Source organism: Pseudoalteromonas sp. MMG012, from assembly GCF_018100875.1.
Taxonomy (GTDB): Bacteria; Pseudomonadota; Gammaproteobacteria; order Enterobacterales; family Alteromonadaceae; genus Pseudoalteromonas; species Pseudoalteromonas aurantia.
The window spans coordinates 1-19,925 of sequence record NZ_JAGJEF010000011.1; the positions used below are offsets into that span (position 1 = coordinate 1).

Sequence of the window (19,925 nt, forward strand, 5' to 3'; positions counted from 1 at the left end):
ACTTATAAGTGCCAACGTTGTTGCGTTTTGATATTTTTTTTCAATGTTCATGTTTCAAAATCCTTTGAAATGCAAGCTTACAGCTTTTTATCGTTGGGTTTTCCAATTTTAAATGTGAATAATATAGTATTGAAGATGGATAAAATATCGAAATTAAATAAGTACACATAAAAAAGGCCAGTGAACACTGGCCTTTAGAGTTTATCTAATTTGCGTGTTAGATACTCGATACGGTGTATTGTTATAAAAGTGCACTTAAATAGCGTATTTAAGTGCACCAATTCATATTAGAACGTGTAACGAATACCAATTTTAGCTTGCCATGCAGATGAGCCTTTAACTATTGTAGAGTAGTTACGAACATCTGAACCTTGGTAACGTTGGTCAATGATTAACTTGTTGTTATCATCTAGGCCACCAAAGTCATATAGTTTTTGGTCTGCATATTGAATTTTCTTTTCAATTCCCCAGTCGCTGTTCAACAGGTTCGCGAAGTTTTCAACCATGAAATATATTTCGCCTTTATGACCTTCAGAAAAACCAGGGATCTCTTGCTTAAAGCTGACGTCCATAGTTGTAACCCAAGGTTGAGTCCCTGTGTTGCGACCAAGTAATTGGCCTCGTTCAGAAATACCGGCTCTATTTAGTAGTGTTTCAAGTTCGCTCCAAGATAGGCCAGATTCATCCCAGTTTACATTGGCATCATCCGCACCAGTAGGGATGTAAGCTAAGTAAGCTGAAGTACTATTGAAGTCTCTTGTATCACCAAAGTCGCCATCACGGAATGAGCCCATTGTATAGCTAAGAGGTCTACCTGAGCGACGTTCGAAGAATACGTTAAACTTAGACGCATAGCCATCGAAGAGCTCAGTTTGATAGCTAATGTTTATTTTTAAGTTATGTTCAACTTCATAGTGACCACGGCTAACCAGATCTACGTTACGGCTGTGTGTTGTAGCGTGTTTATAGTTACCATCGGCAGTTGATGCACTACCAGGCGCTACGTCTTCTACATCTTGGTGTGTGTAACTTGCAGAAACATACAGGCCGTTGTCCCACTGTTTTGCAATCGCTGTTGAGAAAATAATTGAACGTGCACTTTCGTCAGCGTTAGTCATCATGATGTCGTAATTATCTCTTAGATCACCAGAGTACATTGTGTCATATATAATACGCCCCGTTGCTGAACGAACGATATCACCATTCTCATCAAGCTTTGGTGAAATAGCTGTATTGTGCCAAACAGCTTCGTTCTCTTTTCTGTGGTACGCAAGCTCTGCTGTCCACTTAAATCCATCACCTAGTAACGCCGAATCAAAATCATACTCAAAGCCTACTTGGGCGCGAATACTTGATGGCAATTCAAAATTAGGGTCGGTATAAGCTGTGCTGCCGGCACCTTGCTCTAATGAATTAACAATTTGCTCAGGTACTTGTGTAATATCAACCTGTTCAATCCCAGAGAAGTAATCGTTGATGGCATTTTGTGAGGCCGCAACGTATGTGATCCCATCGTTTTGGAATGGGTTGTTGTACCAAATACTTGGAACGCCACCTTGGAATCGACCAATACCACCATTAATTGTTAGTGACTCAGTTGCGTAATACTTAAAGCCAACACGTGGTAGAATAATATCAGCACCGTCTAAATTCTCTTGGTTTGTGTAACCATAGGTATTTTGGAATGCAGTATTAAGTGATGGTTTATCGCTCGAAGACAAACGCTCATAGCGTACACCAGCCGTTAACTCTAAATCATCGGTAGGGTAAAACGTATCTTCAACATAAAGCGCTATTTGCTCACGCGTTGCATCGTAGGCCAGGTCATTTGCATTACCCGTGTATGCATTAGAGTAGTCAAATTGGTAGTTATCACGGTTTAAATGTAGTTTTTTGTTCGTAAAGTCTTCTAAACTTCCAAAGTCCCATGAACCTCTGGAGTTTCTAGCATATAAATTATAAAGGCGCATATCTTTCAACTCTGCACCAAAGTTAATTTCATGCTCACCAAGTAAATAACTCGCATCGAACGTAACAGCAAGCGTCTGTGTTTCACCTTCATTTTCATGTCGATTGATATCGCGGCCAAATTCAAATGAATCTCCACGGCCACCGTCAACGTACACTTTGATTGAACCAAGCTGAGAGTTTGAAATACTGTCATTGGTTACATCTTTATATGAAATACCTAGCTCAGTAGTAAAATCATCAGACCAATCAGAGTAAATCTTGGTGGCAAAGTTATTGAATTTAGTGACGTACTGATAACGGCTAGATGCCATCTTTACAGAACCACCACCGGTAGCGAAGCCTTTCGTTTCTTCTTCATCTTGCCATTGATAAGTGAAATCAGCACGATGCATATCATTGATGTTCCAGCTTAACTTAACAAGCAAGCTGTCACTGGTGTCTTCTGGGTTTCCACCAAAGTTATCGTCTAGGCCATATACATTATTTAACGTGCCGATAAATTGGTTATAACTTGCTTCACTTACATCGAATTCATGTGATTTACCAGAGCCATCAAATCCATAATCCATTTCCATCTCTTGCTTCCAAGAGTTGTAGTTCACAAAATAGAAAAGCTCGTCTTCAATTAGTGCGCCACCAGTGCTAAAGCCTAGACGTTTTTCTGTAACGATAGGATCGGTACTTGCTGTCTCGTAGATTCTGTGGCCGTCTTCATCTAGTGCAGGTCTGCCATCTTCTTTAACCTCAGAGAGGTTATCTACTTTACCGCCAAGACTAGGGGTACTTGTTTCGTAGAAACTGGTGAAAGTATATTCATTTGATCCAGATTTAGTTACAGCATTGATGGTACCACCGCCAAAATTCCCTTTTTTTGCAGAAAATGGCGAAGCATCAACTGAGATTTGCTCAATGGCATCAAGTGCTACTGGTGGCTGTGCCGTAGGGTAGCCACCGAAGCTAAGACCAAAGTCATCATTCTGGCCAATACCATCAACGGTTAAACCGTTTGTTCTTGGGTTATTTCCCGCAATTGTAAGTTCACCGTTACCGTTAATACTAGCCAGTGGGTTTAAACGGGCAATGTCTTTAATATCGTTGTTAAAGCTTGGGGTATTTGCAATGGTGTCTGCACCGAATACGCTGTTTGAACCGCCTGCTTGTTGTACGATACGGTAACCCGTTACTTCAATTTTTTCTACTTTTTGTAGAGGCTGAAGTTGAGATACAAGACGATGCGTGTCACCTAGCTCAAGAAAGATGTTATCTAATTCAGTGTCTGAGTAAATATCAGAATCAAGCACCACGCGGTAAGGACCACCAACGCGTAACCCTTTGGCAATAAATGCACCAGAGTCATTGGTTGTGAATGTGCTCGTTGTGCCTGTTGGCTCGTGAATAACTGTAACTTTAACGTTGGCAGCAGCGTCACCAGCAGGTGTGGTGATTTTACCGCGCATGGCTGATGACGTATCAGATGCAAATGCACTTACAGATACGCCCAAAGCGAGCGCTAACGCGCCGGCTACTTGAGTCAAGCGAACGTTTTTCATTGTGTTGTTTCCCGTGTAAGGTTATTTAAATTGCTACTACTGTGCGAATAGCAAAAAAGCTGTAACTTTTCAGTATTACCAGTATTTTTATAGTATGTTGCAGTAAAGCAGGTGTTTTAATCTGCAACGGTTTAATTTATAAATTACAATATTTAAGCTTATTTATCGGTTACTTTGTGTTTGATAAATAACGGCTAATTTGCAATTTAAGCACATTAGCCGCTTATAAATATCGTATTTTACAGGTGGGTTAACTCCTTGAACCCGTTAAAACTTAAAAGTCGTATTTTACCCCGAGGCGAATTTCGTACAATGAAGGTTTAATTTCAAAGTCAGTACCTGATGGGTTATTAAATTTATGAAACACATATTGACCATTGTCATTTATTGACGCAGTCACGGCATTTTGCATAAAGCTACCGGTGTTGAGGGTGCCCCAATTGTCATTGAGTAAGTTGCCTACGTTTTTGATTACGAAGAACGCTGAGCCTTTGTGGTTATCAGAGAAACCAGCAAATTCTTGCTCAATTTTCAAATCAAACGTGACCCACCAATCACCATCTTGTGAGTTACGACCTTGAATTTCACCACGTGATAAACCTTCACGTTCAACCCATTTATCAAATGCGGCTTTGTCAAATGCTTCACCTTTGTCATTTGCACCATAAACTACGTGACCATCGTCAACACGTGGTACATATAACAAGTCACGCTTACTGTCGGCAAAGCCAAACATGTGAGTGTTATCAAACGTATAAGAGTATGGGTTGGTCATACTTGCTTGACCAAATACGCTGAACTTAGTTGCTAGTCCATCAATGAACTCATGCTTGTACGATAAAGACATGGTGGCGCGGTGTGGAATTTCATAGTTTGACGTAGATACACCAGGGTTTTGCGGGTCATGAGCGGCAATACCATGAAAGTTTGAAAATGCCACTGAACTTGTCATTGGGTGAACATCATTCGACATGGTATACGCATATGAAAGCGCCACATCGATGCCGTTATCAAGTGACTTATTCATGCCAAATGATAAAACATGAGTATATCCATCATCACCCGTGACATTGGTTAATAGCAGGTCTGACTTACGAGAATGAAGGTCGTCGTTATAAATAGGACGACCATCTGGAGCAGTTTCGGTACTCGCAAGGGTTAAGTTGCGTACAATCGCAGAGTCTTGTTTGTCGGTATATAAGTAATCAACCGTAAAGACATAGTCAGACTCAGTGACGTAGGTCGCACCGAGTGAATATTTCCACTCTGATGGGAGTTCAAAGTTAGGGTCAGTGACGTTAGTGCTGTCATCTGCGCTGCCTGAGCCTACCGCATTGTATAATTCTTGCGGGATTGCAAACCCTGCTTTTCCGCCATCAACAAAGGCAACGGCATCTGGGCCTAGTAATTGAACACCACGTTCACTCTCTTGAATATTACGTACGCCATCGTTCGAGTAGCTATTTGAGATCCAAACATTCGGGTTACCACCAGAATATAAGCCAAAGCCACCCCGAATTTCTAGTTGGTCGTCGTAAATCCAGTTAAAGCCAAAACGTGGTTGAATGAGGTCAACGCCATCTAAGTTTTGCTGATTAGAAAAACCAAAACGCTCTTGGAAATTCGGGTTATGTGCAGGTACATCGTCACTGGTATACCAGTCGTAGCGCAAACCAGTTGTTAGGGTAATGTCGTAGTCAATTAGGTCGAACTTATCTTGCGCGTAAAGGGTATTTAATGCGTACTTAAATTCACCTGCAGCATCGACAGGGTTATGCGATGACGCATTACCGTAGTAAACACGGGCAACTCCATTTTCAAAGTCTTCGATACTACCAAAACGGTGCTCACCTTCATTGTGCTGTACGAACATGTTGAATACGTCGAGTTCTTCACGCTCATAACCAAATGACAGTTCGTGATCGTCTAGGTAGTATGTACCGGCAAACTTTAACGATAGGTTGTCGTATTTTAATTTATTTGCTTGACGAGAATCATCAGGGCCGAGGTATACATCAACATCACCCGTGTCAATTCTAAACTCACCAAAGCCTGACGTTTGGTCTAATGAAAGTTGGCGGTTATCTAGTTCGGAGTAGCCGATGCGTACTTCTGTCGAAAATACGTCATTCCAATCTGAATAAAGAGAGGTCACAAATGATTGAAGTTCTGCACCACGCTCATAGAAGTGGTTAGACAATGAGATTCTATCAGAGCCGCTATCTGATTGAGATAACGTAAAGCCATCGTTGTAGTTGTATACAAAACTTGCACGGTGGTCATCGTTGATGTTCCAGTCAAGTTTTACCAATAGCTTTTCATCTTCAACTGGCATGCTAGGAACAAGCGAACCTGCATCATAGCCATATTTGTCGAGTGATATTGCCGCAATGTTATCAATCGTCGCTTGGCTTATTTTACCGTTTGCAAGCGGAGCATATTCAAAAACTTGTGCACCTTCTAGCTTTTCATAACTGGTGAATAAGAACAGCGTATCTTCTACTAATGGCATGCCTACATTAAAGCCATAACGCTTTTCATTGTAGTCGCCGATGGCTTGCTCTTTACCATCAATTTTATCACCTGACAGTGAGTCATTGGTGTAATCAAAAAACACACCACCAGATAGGGTATTGGTACCTGATTTTGTTACTGCATTGATATTACATGATGTGAAACCACCATATTGCACATCAAATGGTGCTAACTCAACAGCAACTTGGGCAATTGAATCGAATGAGAAAGGCATACGCTCTGTTGGGTAACCATTGCGGTTGAGGCCAAAGTTATCGTTCATGCGCATACCATCAACAGTTAAACTGTTAAAACGCGGGTTACCCCCAGCACATTGAATGGCACCAGAGCTGCTTTCATCTACATAAATACGTGGATCAGTACGTACAATATCTTTGATATCACGGTTTATTGCAGGTTTTTCTTGCAGGTCTGCGAGTGAGAAATGAGTTGCAGGGCCTGTACCACCAGATTGCATGGTCATAGGGCGACCGGTAACAACAATCTGCTCCATGTTTTGCTGAGAATTTAGTTGAACAGTCACGGGATACGTTTTACCTAAAGACAAATAAATGTCTTCAACCAATGTATCTTCAAATTTGTTCGAATCGATAATAACTTGATAAGGGCCGCCTACGCGTAGCCCTTTTGCTGAAAACGTGCCATTTTCATTTACCACTGTGGTTTTCACTGAGCCTGACGGAGTGTGGATAATCGTCACTTTCGTGCCAGCAGCGGGGTTCCCTTGAGGACCAACAACTTGACCTTTCATACTAGAAGCTGTGTCGTTAGCAAATGCAGCTCCACTTGCACCGATGCTTGCTGCAATAGCAAGTGATAGGGCTGTTTTGCGCAATAGAGTTTTCATTATGTCGTTTCCCGTGTTTTGAATAGTTTATTTAACAGCGGTTACTTTTGAAGTCTTGAGTGCTTCTTTTAAAGGCGCTGCATTTTTGTCAAAAATTTGATTCAATAAGCCAGCTAAACGAATACCACCTTGTTGTAGGCGTGTTCTTACAGTCGGCATATATTTATAAATGTACCCATAACTTATTTCAGTTTCATTTAAGTTATAGACTTTATCCGAAATATAATGGCTTTCTAATAACCAGTCTGCAGGCTCACTATCAAGGTAATCACTTATAATGGTTTTATTTGACGTTTTTATGAATTCTGCAAACTCACTGTAAGATAGACTCTCATTTTCAATTAAGCGAGTGTCCCACGTTGAATGTAGGTTTGTTTTATCACCAAAAAATGTCACTTTGATTAGGTTTCCGCCACGGTCTTCGCCACGTCCTGCGTGAAATGGTTGGTGGCTATCACCCACAAGATGCACTAAAAAACGCAGGGCAAAGCGTTTCTCACCTATTGATTTATCATTAGATTGAAGGGTGTTTTTTGCGTAGTAAATACCATCTAGGATGTGCTTTACTTGATCTTTTGAAGAAATCGTATAGTCAACATGGTTGTGCATTTTGCTCGCATCTTTAATGTTGATGTAGTGCCATTTTGTGGACTTTTTACGCCAGAAGTCACTGCTGTCAGAGCGCATTTCGTCTGCCCAAGTTGATATTTGCGCCAGTGAACTTTCTTCTAAAAGAGGGGTCAGAGCTTTCGTGGTTGTTTCTGTTAGATGATCTTCAGCAACTTTACCTATAATGCGGTGACCATTTTGGCCCCATGCTACGGCATTAAATGAACTAGACAACACACCCACAAGTGCAATTACAGAGAGCTTTTTAACTAACATATGCATTTTCTTCATTGTTAAAAAGTCGCCAATGACGACTATTCGATAAGGTCAATTGTCCGTATTTTTCAAGAAATAAAAAGGACTTAACGGGATTCATAATTTCTTGTTAATAAAGTATGTAATTCAAGGGTTTATAGAGTTTAAGTAAAATTACTTATTGTAATAAGTAAGGATTGCTGGTCTAATGGCTAAGTCGGCACTATAAGAATAAATTACCCTTGAGATATCATAACATTCTAATCAATAAACCCTCTATTGTTACATTATTGTTTCTATCTATGTGGGCCTGCTGGGTTTTAGGTCAGGCTTTTAGTAAATCAAACATAGATGATGTAGCCCATGTGTTGACACATTCTTACCAATGCACGACCTCTTCTATTGCAAATAAATCAGTATTACGGGTGCATGTTCCTATCGAGCGATTAGCCATAGACATAAAAGAAGGGCTTTGTGAGAGTAAGGTTGTTGCCAAGCAGTATGGGCACGTTGAAATATATTGGGGGGGCAACTTAGCTGAGCAAATAGAGTTTTTAGCCAAAGGTGTTGCGGATGTGATATTAAGCAAAGAGAATGTTATGCAAGCACTCATGGCTGAATCAACACACAACTACCGGCCTATTATTGGGTATCAAAATTACACTGCGTTTTTTATTTCAAATAAAGAGAAACCTAAGTTAAATAAAGCCTATTTTTTAGATAAACGAATTGGCTTACTTGACTACCCAACCAGTCGTTCAGGCCATATATTACCAAAACAGGCGTTTAAGCAGTTAGATATTGATTTAGACGCGTTAGATATTGTTTATGCGAGTACTCATACGTCATTACGAGATAAACTGGCAAAAGGCGAGGTTGATATTATTTCGTCATATTGGAGAAAAGACGACCAAGTGCGTTTTTCTAATAATTATATAGTCCCAATTGGCGGCGAAATCGTGGGCAGCCGATGGTTTTTAAAAATGAATGACGAGAATATAGACTTAGCATGCGAGTTACAATCAGTGATTAGCGCGCTTGCTCGTTCGCACAGTTCTTCTTATTTCAAGTCATTACAACAGTATTGGCAATGCGAGAAATCACCTTATCACTTTTTAGGGGAGCAAGTGTGATGCCGCATTGGAAAAATATTACTTTATTCATTGTTATATCAGGTATTTTCACAGGAATATTTTATCGCGCACAAACTATACAAATTGAACAAGACATAAATCAACAAGCATCACAAATTATTACTCGCGTTGCGTTGGACATAAATGCATTGCCCATTGCTGATCCGTTTTTTAGCTATTCTGGCAACCCAAACGTTGTCGCATCTTATATTGAGAAAATAAACAGCAGGCTTGGGAGCCAAGCGGCGAGGGTATCACTAAAAGAAATTAGTATTTCTAAATTACCAGAGCATGATAGTACCGTGGTAAAACCGCTTGCTGCGGCACATCGTACTATATACGTGTCTTTTAATGTTGATACCCAGCACAACAAATCAGCCTATATCTTGCCATTTGTGCTCGCGTTATTAAATTCTGCTTTTTTTGGCTGGGTGAGTACTGGGGTTGTACGAGATAAAGTGCGTACTACCAGCACAAATGTTGAGTCAAAAATACCAAAAAGATTGGTTGTTGACCTATATACTAAAACAGTTATGCTCAATTGTGCGAAGGAAGATGCGGTTAAGCTTGCCAATAAACCACTGTGTTTTTATTTAGCGTTGGTAGAATTCTGCGAAGCACAACCTGACGTAATACTAAATCAGAATAAAGATGTGCCCGATGAATTAATGGTAATCGCTGACAAGTATTTTGACAGGTTAATTACATTAGGACACACCATTCGTAAGCGCCCTAACTTTTCTTCGAGCTTGGAAAAAACATTAAGTGAGATAAGAGCAGCATTAGACGAGATCATGGCTGAGCATAGCGAGCTTAAAATGAAGTATTACCCACCAAAAGCACATGGTGAGGGCTCCCGTTCTAAATTACATAGTTATGGCTTATCTGACGTTTTGCTCGCAGATATTGAAGTGATCGGGAAGTAACAAAATTTACAAAGTGACTATTAAACGCAGCAACTAACTGGTGCATGTGTAGAGGTCTGTTATTGAACTTGAGGCATAGCCCATATAGGCGCTATGCCTTTTAAAGTCTAGTTTATAGCTGGTCGACTTTAATTGGAGAGTGGTTTTGGAGGTAATTGATCAATACTTCAGAGTCAGTTAAATCACTCGAAGCAAATCCTGAGTGTTTATTAAGCAGTGGGTAGCCATCTCCACCTGCGGCATTATAGCTGTTAATACTCATGGTATAAGTGCTATCTGCTTGAAATGCCTCACCCTTTATTTTTAAGTTGACTAATTTTCCAGATTCAATATCAAATGTTATACCATAGTACTGTAAGTAAGCACCTGAATCTGCAGGAAATTGAGTAACAACATTCAGGTATTGATATAGTTGCTCACCTGTAAAGGTAATTTTTGTTATCCTGTTTTTAAATGGGTGTACTTTCAGTACATCCTTATAACTGACATCACCCGCTTTAATACTATGACGTATACCACCGCCACTGATAAGGCCAAAATCAGCGTTCACCGCAGCCATTTGTGCCTTTATGATCAAATCAGCCAGTTTGCTTTGCTTAAACCGAACGGTATTTCGGCCTCCATCTAAGTATTTGTCGATTGACCCGACCGTTTTAGTTAATTGCTTTTCACCGATAGATTGATAAGGTTGTAGGAAGTCTTGTAGCTTTTTGTCAGGTTTTATATGCGATTGAACATAATTGCCATCGGCTTTTTTAAGGTTGACCGGGATGAGTTCATAGCTTAGCAGTGATTTCTGGCCATTTTCAATTTTAAACTCTGCTTTGCCGACGTACTTACCCCACTCGTGTGCCTGCATAATCCAAGTGCCATTTTGTTGGTCTGGTTGACATGATTTACCAGGCGCAAAATGCGGGTCTTCAGCACCTGTATCAGTTACACAAATGGGTTCTTGAGAATGGCCACCAATAATAATGTCTAATGTCCCCGGTGCTAGCGCACGTGCTAACGTTACGTCACCAGGCGCATTTATTCCGTATTTACCGTCGTGATAATGGCCCATGTGAGTTACTGCAATCATGACATCGATGTTTTGTTTTGCACGAATTTCATCAACGACCTGTTTGGTAATAGCTGATGGCTCCACAAAATCTAGTTCCCCAATATAAGTAGGGTTAGCAATTTTTGCAGTATCTACCGTTGTTAGACCGACAATACCTATGGTTAAGCCACCTTTATTTATAATGGTATAAGGTTGATAGGCGTGAGAGTGATCGTCTTTGTTCAAAATATTGGCTGATAACAAAGGAAAGTTAGACCAAGCAATTTGCTTGTCTAAAATAGATAAGGGATTATCGAATTCGTGATTACCTATCGCCATTGCATCATAACCGATTAGGCTCATCCCTTTAAAGTCAGGCTCGGCTTTTTGCAAATCAGACTCAGGGATCCCTGTATTGATATCACCACCAGAGAGCAGTAAAACACTATGACCTTTATTGGCTGCTGTAAGTCGTAATTCATCTATGAGTGTTTTTCGAGCTGCCATGCCATACTCACCATCTTCGTTATGCCAAAAGCGGCCATGATGATCATTGGTATGCAAAACAGTTAAGTATTTGGCTTTAGATTCTGAGGTGTTATCAGAAGACGTCGGTAATAAGTTACATGCCGATAAAAGCAAGCAACTCGCGAACAAAGTTATGCGCATAATATAATTTTGTGGAATAAAATAGTTATGCCCTAGTTTAAACTAAAAGCTCTAAGAATAAATGCAAATATTAGGAGTTTTTTGATACCTCATTCGCAGATTGTACAGCCATGCTTCTTCGTTGCAGTTCATTCTTGGCAATGTGAGACTTTAAATGATCGGTTTCAACCATCCAATTTAAAAATGTCACAGGCAAAGCACGATATGATTCACCACTATGCAACCCAAAATCACAGATTTCTTTTTCGTTATTCATCCTAGACAGCCCCGATTTTTTATTTTTCGGGGCTTATCCTATCAAAATATTTCAAGAGGAAAAGAACAATACGTTACAAGGTGATGCTTTTTTATAACCTTTTGTTATAAAAGTGTGAATATTATTACTACCCATTGGATAATAAGGAAGACACAGCCGATAAGAAATGTGCGGTATCGCATGAGTACATGATTGGTACTGAGGTGTATGTAACTATGGACTAGTCTAGAAATCACGAAAAGCACCGCACTCAGAGCAAAGACCCATGACACTTTATTCAAGGCAATAGCCAACACACATACAACGAAAAATAGCATAGGAATTTCAAATTGATTACTGAAATTTCTTCCCGCAACGATGACATCTTCAGGCGCGGTCGTCAGATCCATCGTTTTAAATGCATTTTTATCGACTAACTTATTCTTGGCCGCTTTGAATCGGCGTTTACCCATAATAAACATCACCAAAAGTGTGAGTAGAGTTTGGCCAAACATAGCGAATATGACTAAAAGTAACGGGGTGTGCTGCATATTAAGATGCCTTTTTACAGAGTGTTACAAACAAAGTACGTTTATGATTGCAAATTGGCAAGGAAATTATGACTATATTAAATAGTAAATTTATTATGGAAAGTATATGAAAAGATTATTCGCATTAAGTGCACTGTCGCTGTTCGTCATTACGGGCTGCTCGACGACATCAACGGTCAATAATAGCGTTTCAGCTTCTTTGATTTCAGACTCTTTAGTTGTCAGTCCAAATGATAATCGACAATATGAAACAATGACACTTGAAAATGGTATCGATGTGTTATTGATCTCAGATCCAAAAGTAGAAAAGTCGGCAGCTGCATTAAGTGTGGGGGTCGGGTTGCTTCATGACCCTATGAGTCAACAAGGTATGGCACATTATCTTGAGCATATGCTTTTTTTGGGGACTGAGCGTTACCCCGATTCAAAAGGGTATACGAATTTTATGACGCAAAATGGGGGCGTTCATAACGCTTATACTTGGCTTGATATCACCAATTATATGTTTAAAGTGAATAATGATGCCTATGAAGAAGGACTTGATAGATTTTCTGATTTTTTTAAAGCGCCGAAGCTTTACCCTGAATACACAGATAAAGAAAAAAATGCCGTAAATGCAGAATGGTCAATGCGCAGAGAAATGGATTTTTTTGGTCAATTCAAACTCTCTAGAAATATGCTGGGTGATCATGCAGCCAACCGCTTTTTAATCGGTAATTTAGAAACATTGGGTGATAAAAAAGACAGCAACTTGCACCAAGAAACGGTGGCATTTTACAACCAATATTATTCGTCGAATATAATGAAAGTCGCCATGATTTCCAATTTACCGACTCAGGAAATGGCGTTAAAAGCGAAAAAATACTTTTCCACAATTAAAAATAAAAATATCGATAAGCCAGAAGTCGTCAAAGCCATCGACTTTTCAACAGTGGGCAAAAAACGGATTCACTATGTGCCCAATGAAGATGTAAAGCAGCTAAAAATTGACTTTACCATCGAGAACAATAGTGCTGATTTCGCAGTAAAACCCAACTATTTTGTCACGTATTTATTGAGTAATGAAATGACCGGTGGGCCTGCACAAGTGCTCAAAGACAAAGGGTGGATTTCTAGTTTAACAGCCTATGCAAGTCCCGCCATGTATGGCAACTATGGTTCGTTAACGGTTGATATCAATTTAACGGATGCGGGTATGGCAAAGCGTTCAGATATTGTCGCGGCTGTTATGCAATATATTTCGTTAATTAAAAAGCAAGGTGTAGATGGTAAATACTTCAATGAGATCAATACGTCTCTTAGTAATGAGTTCCAGTTTTTAGAAAAGGGAGATGAATTTAGTTACGTCAGTAACTTAGCCGATAATATGCAAAAATATCCGCTAAATCACGTGTTGAATTCAGGTTATCATTACGCACAGTTTGATAAAAAAGCGGTTAATAATGTGCTCGAGCAATTAACGCCTGAGCGGTTGCGAGTATGGTATATCAGTCAACAAGAGCCTTCGGATAGCCAACTGCACTTTTATGATGGTAAGTATCAAATCGCAAAGATCAGTGATGAAGAAGTTGCAAATTGGAATAAAGCGACAGATCTTAACTTAGAGTTACCATCAATCAACCGCTTACTACCACAGAAGTTCGATATTAAAACCACAGCTAAACAGGCAAAAGCAGGTGTTTCTGAGGTATACAATGATGAGCGGATCACCATATGGCATTCAGCGAGTGAGCGGTTTTCTCACCAACCGAAAGGATCAATGGATATTTTTATCAATACTGCAACACCTAATACGAGTATCAAACACGATGTGGCAATGCATTTGTGGGCAGATCTGTTTGGCTTACAACAAAGTCGTTTGATCACAGAAGCGAGTGTCGCTGGTATGTCGGTTAGTTTGGCACCGAGTAATGGTTTAATTTTATCGGTTTCAGGCTTTACTGACAAGCAACCAACGCTTGTAAGTCAAGCACTAAAAAGTGTTGAGCTAAGTGTAGATGAGGTAACATTTTCTCAGGCGGTGGATAGATATCGCCGCGGGTTACTAAACGCTAAAAAGCAATTCCCATTCCGTCAAGCGTTTGGCCAATATTCAAAGCTTATACGGTCCGGAAATTATGACTTGGGCGCTCAATTAGAGGTGCTAGACAGTATCACTGTCGCCGAGTTTAATGCATTACAGCAACAAACGTTAAGCGAAAATAATATTCGAGTGTTTAGTTATGGAAATTATGATCAAGCAGAATTGACTGTCATTGCAGCTAAAATAAATGAAGTACTGCCAGCAGCGAAATTGATCACCCAATACACAAAATCTAAACACCTAGAGCCAAAAGTAGGGCAGACGTTAGTATGGCAGCAGGATATAGATGTTGCAGATGTGGCTATCGTCGATATGTATGTTCACCCAACGCCAGGGTACACACAAAAAGCGGCTGGCTTATTACTTAAATCACACTTTAGTCAGCATGCATTTGAAACCCTAAGAACAGAAGAGCAATTAGCCTATGCGGTTGGCGTAACAGCACAAAGCATTGATGACTATTCCGCGATAGGGTTATATATTCAAACTCCGGTGAATGATGTAGAAAAAATGCAGGCACGTTTTGACCTATTTAAAATGCAATATAGCAAAACGCTGAATGATTTGGATGATGCAACATTTACTGATCTGAAAAATGCATTGTTAGTGTCTTTGAAAGAAGAACCTAAGAATTTAGGGGATGAATTACGACCTTTGATCGCAGATTGGTATAGAGAACGTTATGACTATGACTCAATGGACAAGTTAATTAATGCGGTAGCGCAATTGTCATTGAGTGACATCAAATCGTATTATCAACAAACAATGCTGAATAACACTGCGCCTAGAATTAACGTTCAAATGAGAGGCAAGAAGTTTGCGGATGAACCATTTGCACAATTGCCAAACCAAACGGTTGTGCACTCTTTAGAGGCGCTTTATAAGCAAATAAAAATGAAATAGTCCAATACAGTGGGGTGAACGCAGGTGTGTTCACCCTTACTTTAGCCGACACAATTTACACTTCAGTCTAATCACGAACATCGAAACACATTAATGCCGTTTAATTATCACTCAATTATAATGCGCTAAGCTCTATGATGAGCAAATAGTGACTGCTGAAACCAAAATGTAAGTTACGATTACTGATAAAAATAATGATTTTATTTATCGTCGTATAACGCTTCAAGTTCGGTTGCAATATCTGAGTTTAATGCGGCCCAATTCGCTTCAAGTGCACTGATGAGTGATTGGTAGCCGTCGGCTTTAAGCGCATTGGATTTGAAGAAGTAACTTGATTTTACTAAGTTTTTCTTGCCCTCTTTAGAAGAGAATATATACCAATTTCCAGATATTATTCCGCCATGATCATCATGACCGGCAAAATCATTAACATGTATTTCGACCTCAAAATAGTCTGAAAATGTCGTAGAGACTCTGGCATTGATAATTTGCCATCCATGTAACTGTGAAGACAGCATTTGCTGAGCAGACTTATAAAGCATGTGCTTTGGGTGCTCTGACCAATAATTAAAATTTGCAATGGAAACACTATGATTTGTGTGAACTTGCACGATTGCTTGTTGATCAGATACACCAATAAGCTTGATCGGTTTTAGGAGTAAAGTGCCGCTCGGTATTGCGGCACTCGTTACAGCTGGGGTCGTATTAAATTGATAATAATTGACCGCATTTTGTGAATTACCGCTGCACCCACTAATAAACAAAATGACCCATATTATTATTAACAAACCCTTCATTATTTCTTCCTTGGTTGCTTATCTTCTGGGCTTTGTTTGTCGAAAATGAGCATACTTGGTTGCTCAGTTAAGCCTTTTGATATAGGTTTTAAAGTATTGGATAGGCTTTCTAACTCCTCAAGAGTATCAGTGAGTTGGTCAACCATTCCTGAGCCTTGTTGATAATTCGTCAATGTTTTCTCGAACTGTTTTAAGCTAGAGGTTAATTGACTTAAAGTGGTGTTGATTTGGCCTAAACTGCCTTTTGTGTCACCAGCTAAATCTTGCTGATTAAATTCACTAATTAGTTTATTCATTTCCATTGCAAGTAACCTATATTCCTGTAATGTGCTGTCAAATGTTGTCATTGTTTGTGACAGTGGAAGATTATTTAATTTGTTAAGTAAATCTGTAACTTGTTCTGATATAGCAGTGAAACCACTAGAAACACTGGGCAATACAGGGTAAACCGAAGAGTTTGCTAGTACAGCTTTAGGTGCTTTGCTATAAAAATCTAATTCTATGTATACAGCACCCGTTAATATATTACCACTTTTTAGCGATGCCCTAAGTCCATTTCTAATCCATTTTTCTATATTATTTTGCCAGTAACTTTCAGCTAAGTCACTTTGTTCGTAAATTCTCCCATATTCAATTTTTATAAGTACAGGCACAGATGTCGTGTCTTGTTGAAAGTATAAAGGCTGACCATCTCTTTCAATTTGTGCGGGGGCTTGTTCAACTGTGCCGATGCGCATGCCACGGTACTCAACAGGTGCACCGACCGTTAATCCTCTAATTGATTGTTCAAATTCAACGAGAAAAAAGTCAAAGTTATCAAAACGTTTTTCTAAAGCTGCAGCAAAATTTTCATGGAGTTTATATTGTCTGAGTGCGCTGGCAACGTCTGATGCGGTGCTATTCGGTGGATAATCGACAGATATGCCTCCCTTAATCAACTTTGATAAGCTCCCCGTAGAGACTTGGATCCCTTCTGTCGACAGGTTGACGTCAATCCCTGAGCTTACCCAGAAAATCGCGTTGGTCGTGATCAGTTTATCGTAAGGAGAGAAAATAAATATGCCATATTCCATAATAAGGTCATCGACATTGAATTTAGCCGATTCAATTTGCCCTATTTTATAGTTACGAAAGTAGATGCCGGAACCAATATCGAGCACTTCGGCTTGTTTAGCTTTCAATTGAAATCGTTTTCCTGACACATCTTGGCTTATTAATGCTGGTTCTTCTTGCAACGTGAAAAGCGTTGAGCGTGCTTCACTTTGACCGGGCTCTAACTCCAAATAAACCCCAGATAATAAAGTATTCATACCTGATATACCTGATTCATCAATTCTAGGTTTCACCACCCATAGTTTTGCATCTTCGGTTAAGAGGTGGTCATAGTGACTGTCTATTTGAACGCGCGCTATAACGGCATTTTGCTCCAATTGCAGCCTTAATGTTTCAACAGTCCCAATTTTAACATTGCGCACTTTCACTTGCGTTTTTCCTGCGACAATGCCCTCTGCACTGGCCATTTTAACAAAAATGGTATACCCCTGATTTATTTGATGTTGATAGAGCATCCATCCTGTAATTAATAGTGCAATGACTGGAATAAACCAGATAAATGAAAACTTAGGTTTGCTTTCTATATGTGCGTGCTCATTCATAAGCGTGATATTTATCCCATAATATACGAGGGTCAAAACTGTGTACGGCTATCATTTGGCATAAAACCATAGCGGTAAAAAATACGATGCCTAATTGGGGTTCGACCGTTAAAACATTTCCTAACTGGACTAAAGACACTAATACAATTACTACGAAGACGTCAATCATGGACCATTTTCCAATAATTTCCAATAATCGGTAAAGTTGGCTTGCTCGTTGTGGAGAACGACATTTGTTTGTTTGTACTATTAAGTAAAAAAGTAAAATAGCTTTTATGATAGGAATGCAAATACTGGCAACAAAGATAATGGTTGCAATGGGGTATGACCCAGATTCCCACATTATAACGATACCTGAAAATATTGTTGCAGGCGTATGTTGGCCTAAATTGATGGTGTCCATAATAGGCAGAAAATTAGCCGGTATTAATAGTATGAGTGCAGTGAGCATCCATACTGACGCGCGTTCGATAGATTTCGGTTTTCTAAAATATGTTTTTGCTTCACATCGTGGACAAGTCTCGCTGCGCGAGAGTTGGTTACATATATGGCATTGCCTAAGTTTGTTTAGCATTGCGGTTTGTCCACACACATGTGGGACCGGTTCAAATTGGCACTGTTGACGCTCCCAAAGCTCACTTTCATCAATCAATGTTAATAATTCTATAAAGCAAATTACAAACAAAACGTAAGCCCAAAACCCATAGCCAAGTGATAACTCTGCAAGTGACATCAGTTTAAATGCACTGACCAGAACGGCAACGAGAAATATATCGGCCAAATTGAGTGGGGTAATATAGCTAAAACTTTTGGTAAGCTTTCGTGCAAGACTTAACGAAAGTGTTGACCAAATCTTACTATGCGAGATCAAAGTTAATGTACATACATACACCGGCATAATTAATATAGTAAATAGAAATAAACCAGCAAGTATGGCGTTGTACTTTTCGCTTAATAGAACACAGGCTTGCCAAAGGCTGATTTCTTGAACCAGACCATGTTGACTAAAGGAAATAAAGCTTGGGTATAAACTGGCGAATAAAAAGAGTAATGAGGTAACGGCAAACGCCATATTCCACTGTGATAAATTTTGTCTACAGGTGATCAAATGTGCATTGCAGTTGGGGCAATTTGCACGTTGCTGCGCCCCTAACTGTGCTACATTAACTAACCTATCGCATTGTTTGCACGCCAATATCACGAGAAAACCAAGTCTACTTTACCCATGTTCACAGTGTGATACATCATTCGAGTGAGTGCAATCCCTATCACGTTTATAAGATTCACATATCAAAAATAGCAACGGTTTGACGGCTCAAAGCCAGTAAACGGCCATCGTCAGCATATATTTTTGCATCTTCTAACCCATACCCGTTTGCGCTGTGATGTGTATGTGCTTCAAACCCAAGCCATGCGTTGTTTGATAAGGTTATATCTTCTACGAACTCTATGTACCATGACATACTGCTTGCAGGGGAAGGGGTGTCAGCCATTTGTAATAATGTGGGAGGCCAAGCATCAGCTAATGCGAGTAGGTGCACGTCTTGTAAGGTATCGGTAGGGGCTTGCTTGAATTTCATCCAACCGCCTAATGTGGAGTTGTTTGAACCACTAAATGGCATATCACCGTCTTGAAGGTTCAGAGCAACATGCTGAAAGAATTCAGGCATAACATTTTTTTGATATGGTAAAATGCGTTCACTATTGGCAGGTGATAACTGGTGGTTTTGGGTGATAGGTACTATCGCTTTGGATTCACGTTCTTTTGCAAAACACCCTTGTGCAACAAGGCATACCTTCTCACCTTGTTTGATAGTAGACAGCATTTGTGTGGCATTTTTACCACTGCGGAGTATTTGTGTTTCTATTATAAAAGGGTGCTCAGAAAAAAGAGGGCCAACAAAATTAACACTCATAGATAGCACCCTGCGGTTGTCGGGTAGTTGATGCTTCATATTTTGTAGCATCATCGCAGCAGATAAACCACCAAAAGCAGTGCGCCCTTGGCACCAACTCTGAGGAAATACCAATTCGCAAGGCGTTTTTAGCAAGGTGGGATTACTTAATAGTTCATCAAATGTCATTATGCATCCTATTTATCATTCATTTTTTTATAATTATGGATAGCATATCTGGTCATACCTGTTTAATAAACCGTTAATGT

The 19,925-nt window shown here is 39.7% G+C and carries 13 protein-coding genes; 3 read left to right on the forward strand and 10 right to left on the reverse strand.

The genetic code is table 11. The features are described 5' to 3' along the window. Window positions 1-287: 287 nt before the first annotated feature. From J8L97_RS05770 to J8L97_RS05780, 3 genes are all read right to left on the reverse strand, one after another. Window positions 288-3,521: a TonB-dependent receptor gene (locus J8L97_RS05770; RefSeq protein WP_211048202.1), complete on the reverse strand. Its 3,234-nt coding sequence runs from the start codon at window positions 3,519-3,521 to the stop codon at window positions 288-290. 274 nt (window positions 3,522-3,795) lie between these two features. After that, the gene (locus J8L97_RS05775) at window positions 3,796-6,903 is read right to left on the reverse strand and encodes a TonB-dependent receptor (RefSeq protein WP_211048203.1); all 3,108 of its coding nucleotides are present in this window, start codon (window positions 6,901-6,903) and stop codon (window positions 3,796-3,798) included. Between the two features lie 27 nt (window positions 6,904-6,930). Beyond that, complete coding sequence (locus J8L97_RS05780) at window positions 6,931-7,788, reverse strand: S1/P1 nuclease (RefSeq protein WP_211048204.1); 858 nt, start codon at window positions 7,786-7,788, stop codon at window positions 6,931-6,933. A 344-nt stretch (window positions 7,789-8,132) separates the two neighbouring features. On the opposite strand from J8L97_RS05780, the gene J8L97_RS05785 reads away from it, so the two are divergent. Next, the gene (locus tag J8L97_RS05785; RefSeq protein ID WP_312037128.1) at window positions 8,133-8,900 is read left to right on the forward strand and encodes a PhnD/SsuA/transferrin family substrate-binding protein; all 768 of its coding nucleotides are present in this window, start codon (window positions 8,133-8,135) and stop codon (window positions 8,898-8,900) included. Continuing rightward, on the forward strand, window positions 8,900-9,826 hold the full coding sequence (locus J8L97_RS05790; RefSeq protein WP_211048206.1) for a hypothetical protein: 927 nt from the start codon (window positions 8,900-8,902) through the stop codon (window positions 9,824-9,826). The genes J8L97_RS05785 and J8L97_RS05790 overlap by 1 nt, the downstream gene beginning before the upstream one ends. A 112-nt stretch (window positions 9,827-9,938) precedes the next feature. Here J8L97_RS05790 and ushA read toward each other — a convergent pair whose 3' ends face one another. The 3 genes from ushA to J8L97_RS05805 form a co-directional block, all read right to left on the reverse strand. Next, the gene (ushA, locus tag J8L97_RS05795) at window positions 9,939-11,537 is read right to left on the reverse strand and encodes a bifunctional UDP-sugar hydrolase/5'-nucleotidase UshA (protein ID WP_211048207.1); all 1,599 of its coding nucleotides are present in this window, start codon (window positions 11,535-11,537) and stop codon (window positions 9,939-9,941) included. A gap of 70 nt (window positions 11,538-11,607) precedes the next feature. Continuing rightward, on the reverse strand, window positions 11,608-11,793 hold the full coding sequence (locus tag J8L97_RS05800) for a hypothetical protein (RefSeq protein ID WP_210994817.1): 186 nt from the start codon (window positions 11,791-11,793) through the stop codon (window positions 11,608-11,610). A gap of 104 nt (window positions 11,794-11,897) precedes the next feature. Then, a complete protein-coding gene (locus J8L97_RS05805; protein WP_210994818.1) occupies window positions 11,898-12,323 on the reverse strand; it encodes an MAPEG family protein in 426 nt (141 codons plus the stop codon). Window positions 12,324-12,429: 106 nt separating this feature from the next. On the opposite strand from J8L97_RS05805, the gene J8L97_RS05810 reads away from it, so the two are divergent. Next, a complete protein-coding gene (locus J8L97_RS05810) occupies window positions 12,430-15,309 on the forward strand; it encodes an insulinase family protein (protein WP_211048208.1) in 2,880 nt (959 codons plus the stop codon). Window positions 15,310-15,509: 200 nt separating this feature from the next. Here the strand turns inward: J8L97_RS05810 and J8L97_RS05815 are convergent, their stop codons facing one another. The 4 genes from J8L97_RS05815 to J8L97_RS05830 form a co-directional block, all read right to left on the reverse strand. Continuing rightward, the gene (locus J8L97_RS05815) at window positions 15,510-16,106 is read right to left on the reverse strand and encodes a membrane integrity-associated transporter subunit PqiC (RefSeq protein ID WP_211048209.1); all 597 of its coding nucleotides are present in this window, start codon (window positions 16,104-16,106) and stop codon (window positions 15,510-15,512) included. Then, the gene (gene pqiB / locus J8L97_RS05820) at window positions 16,106-17,761 is read right to left on the reverse strand and encodes an intermembrane transport protein PqiB (protein ID WP_210994821.1); all 1,656 of its coding nucleotides are present in this window, start codon (window positions 17,759-17,761) and stop codon (window positions 16,106-16,108) included. Before pqiB ends, J8L97_RS05815 begins: the two co-directional genes overlap by 1 nt. After that, window positions 17,754-18,962 carry a paraquat-inducible protein A gene (locus J8L97_RS05825; protein ID WP_211048210.1) on the reverse strand — a complete coding sequence of 403 codons (1,209 nt, stop codon included), beginning with the start codon at window positions 18,960-18,962 and terminating at the stop codon, window positions 17,754-17,756. Before J8L97_RS05825 ends, pqiB begins: the two co-directional genes overlap by 8 nt. 82 nt (window positions 18,963-19,044) lie before the next feature. Then, complete coding sequence (locus tag J8L97_RS05830; RefSeq protein ID WP_211048211.1) at window positions 19,045-19,845, reverse strand: acyl-CoA thioesterase II; 801 nt, start codon at window positions 19,843-19,845, stop codon at window positions 19,045-19,047. Window positions 19,846-19,925: the final 80 nt, after the last annotated feature.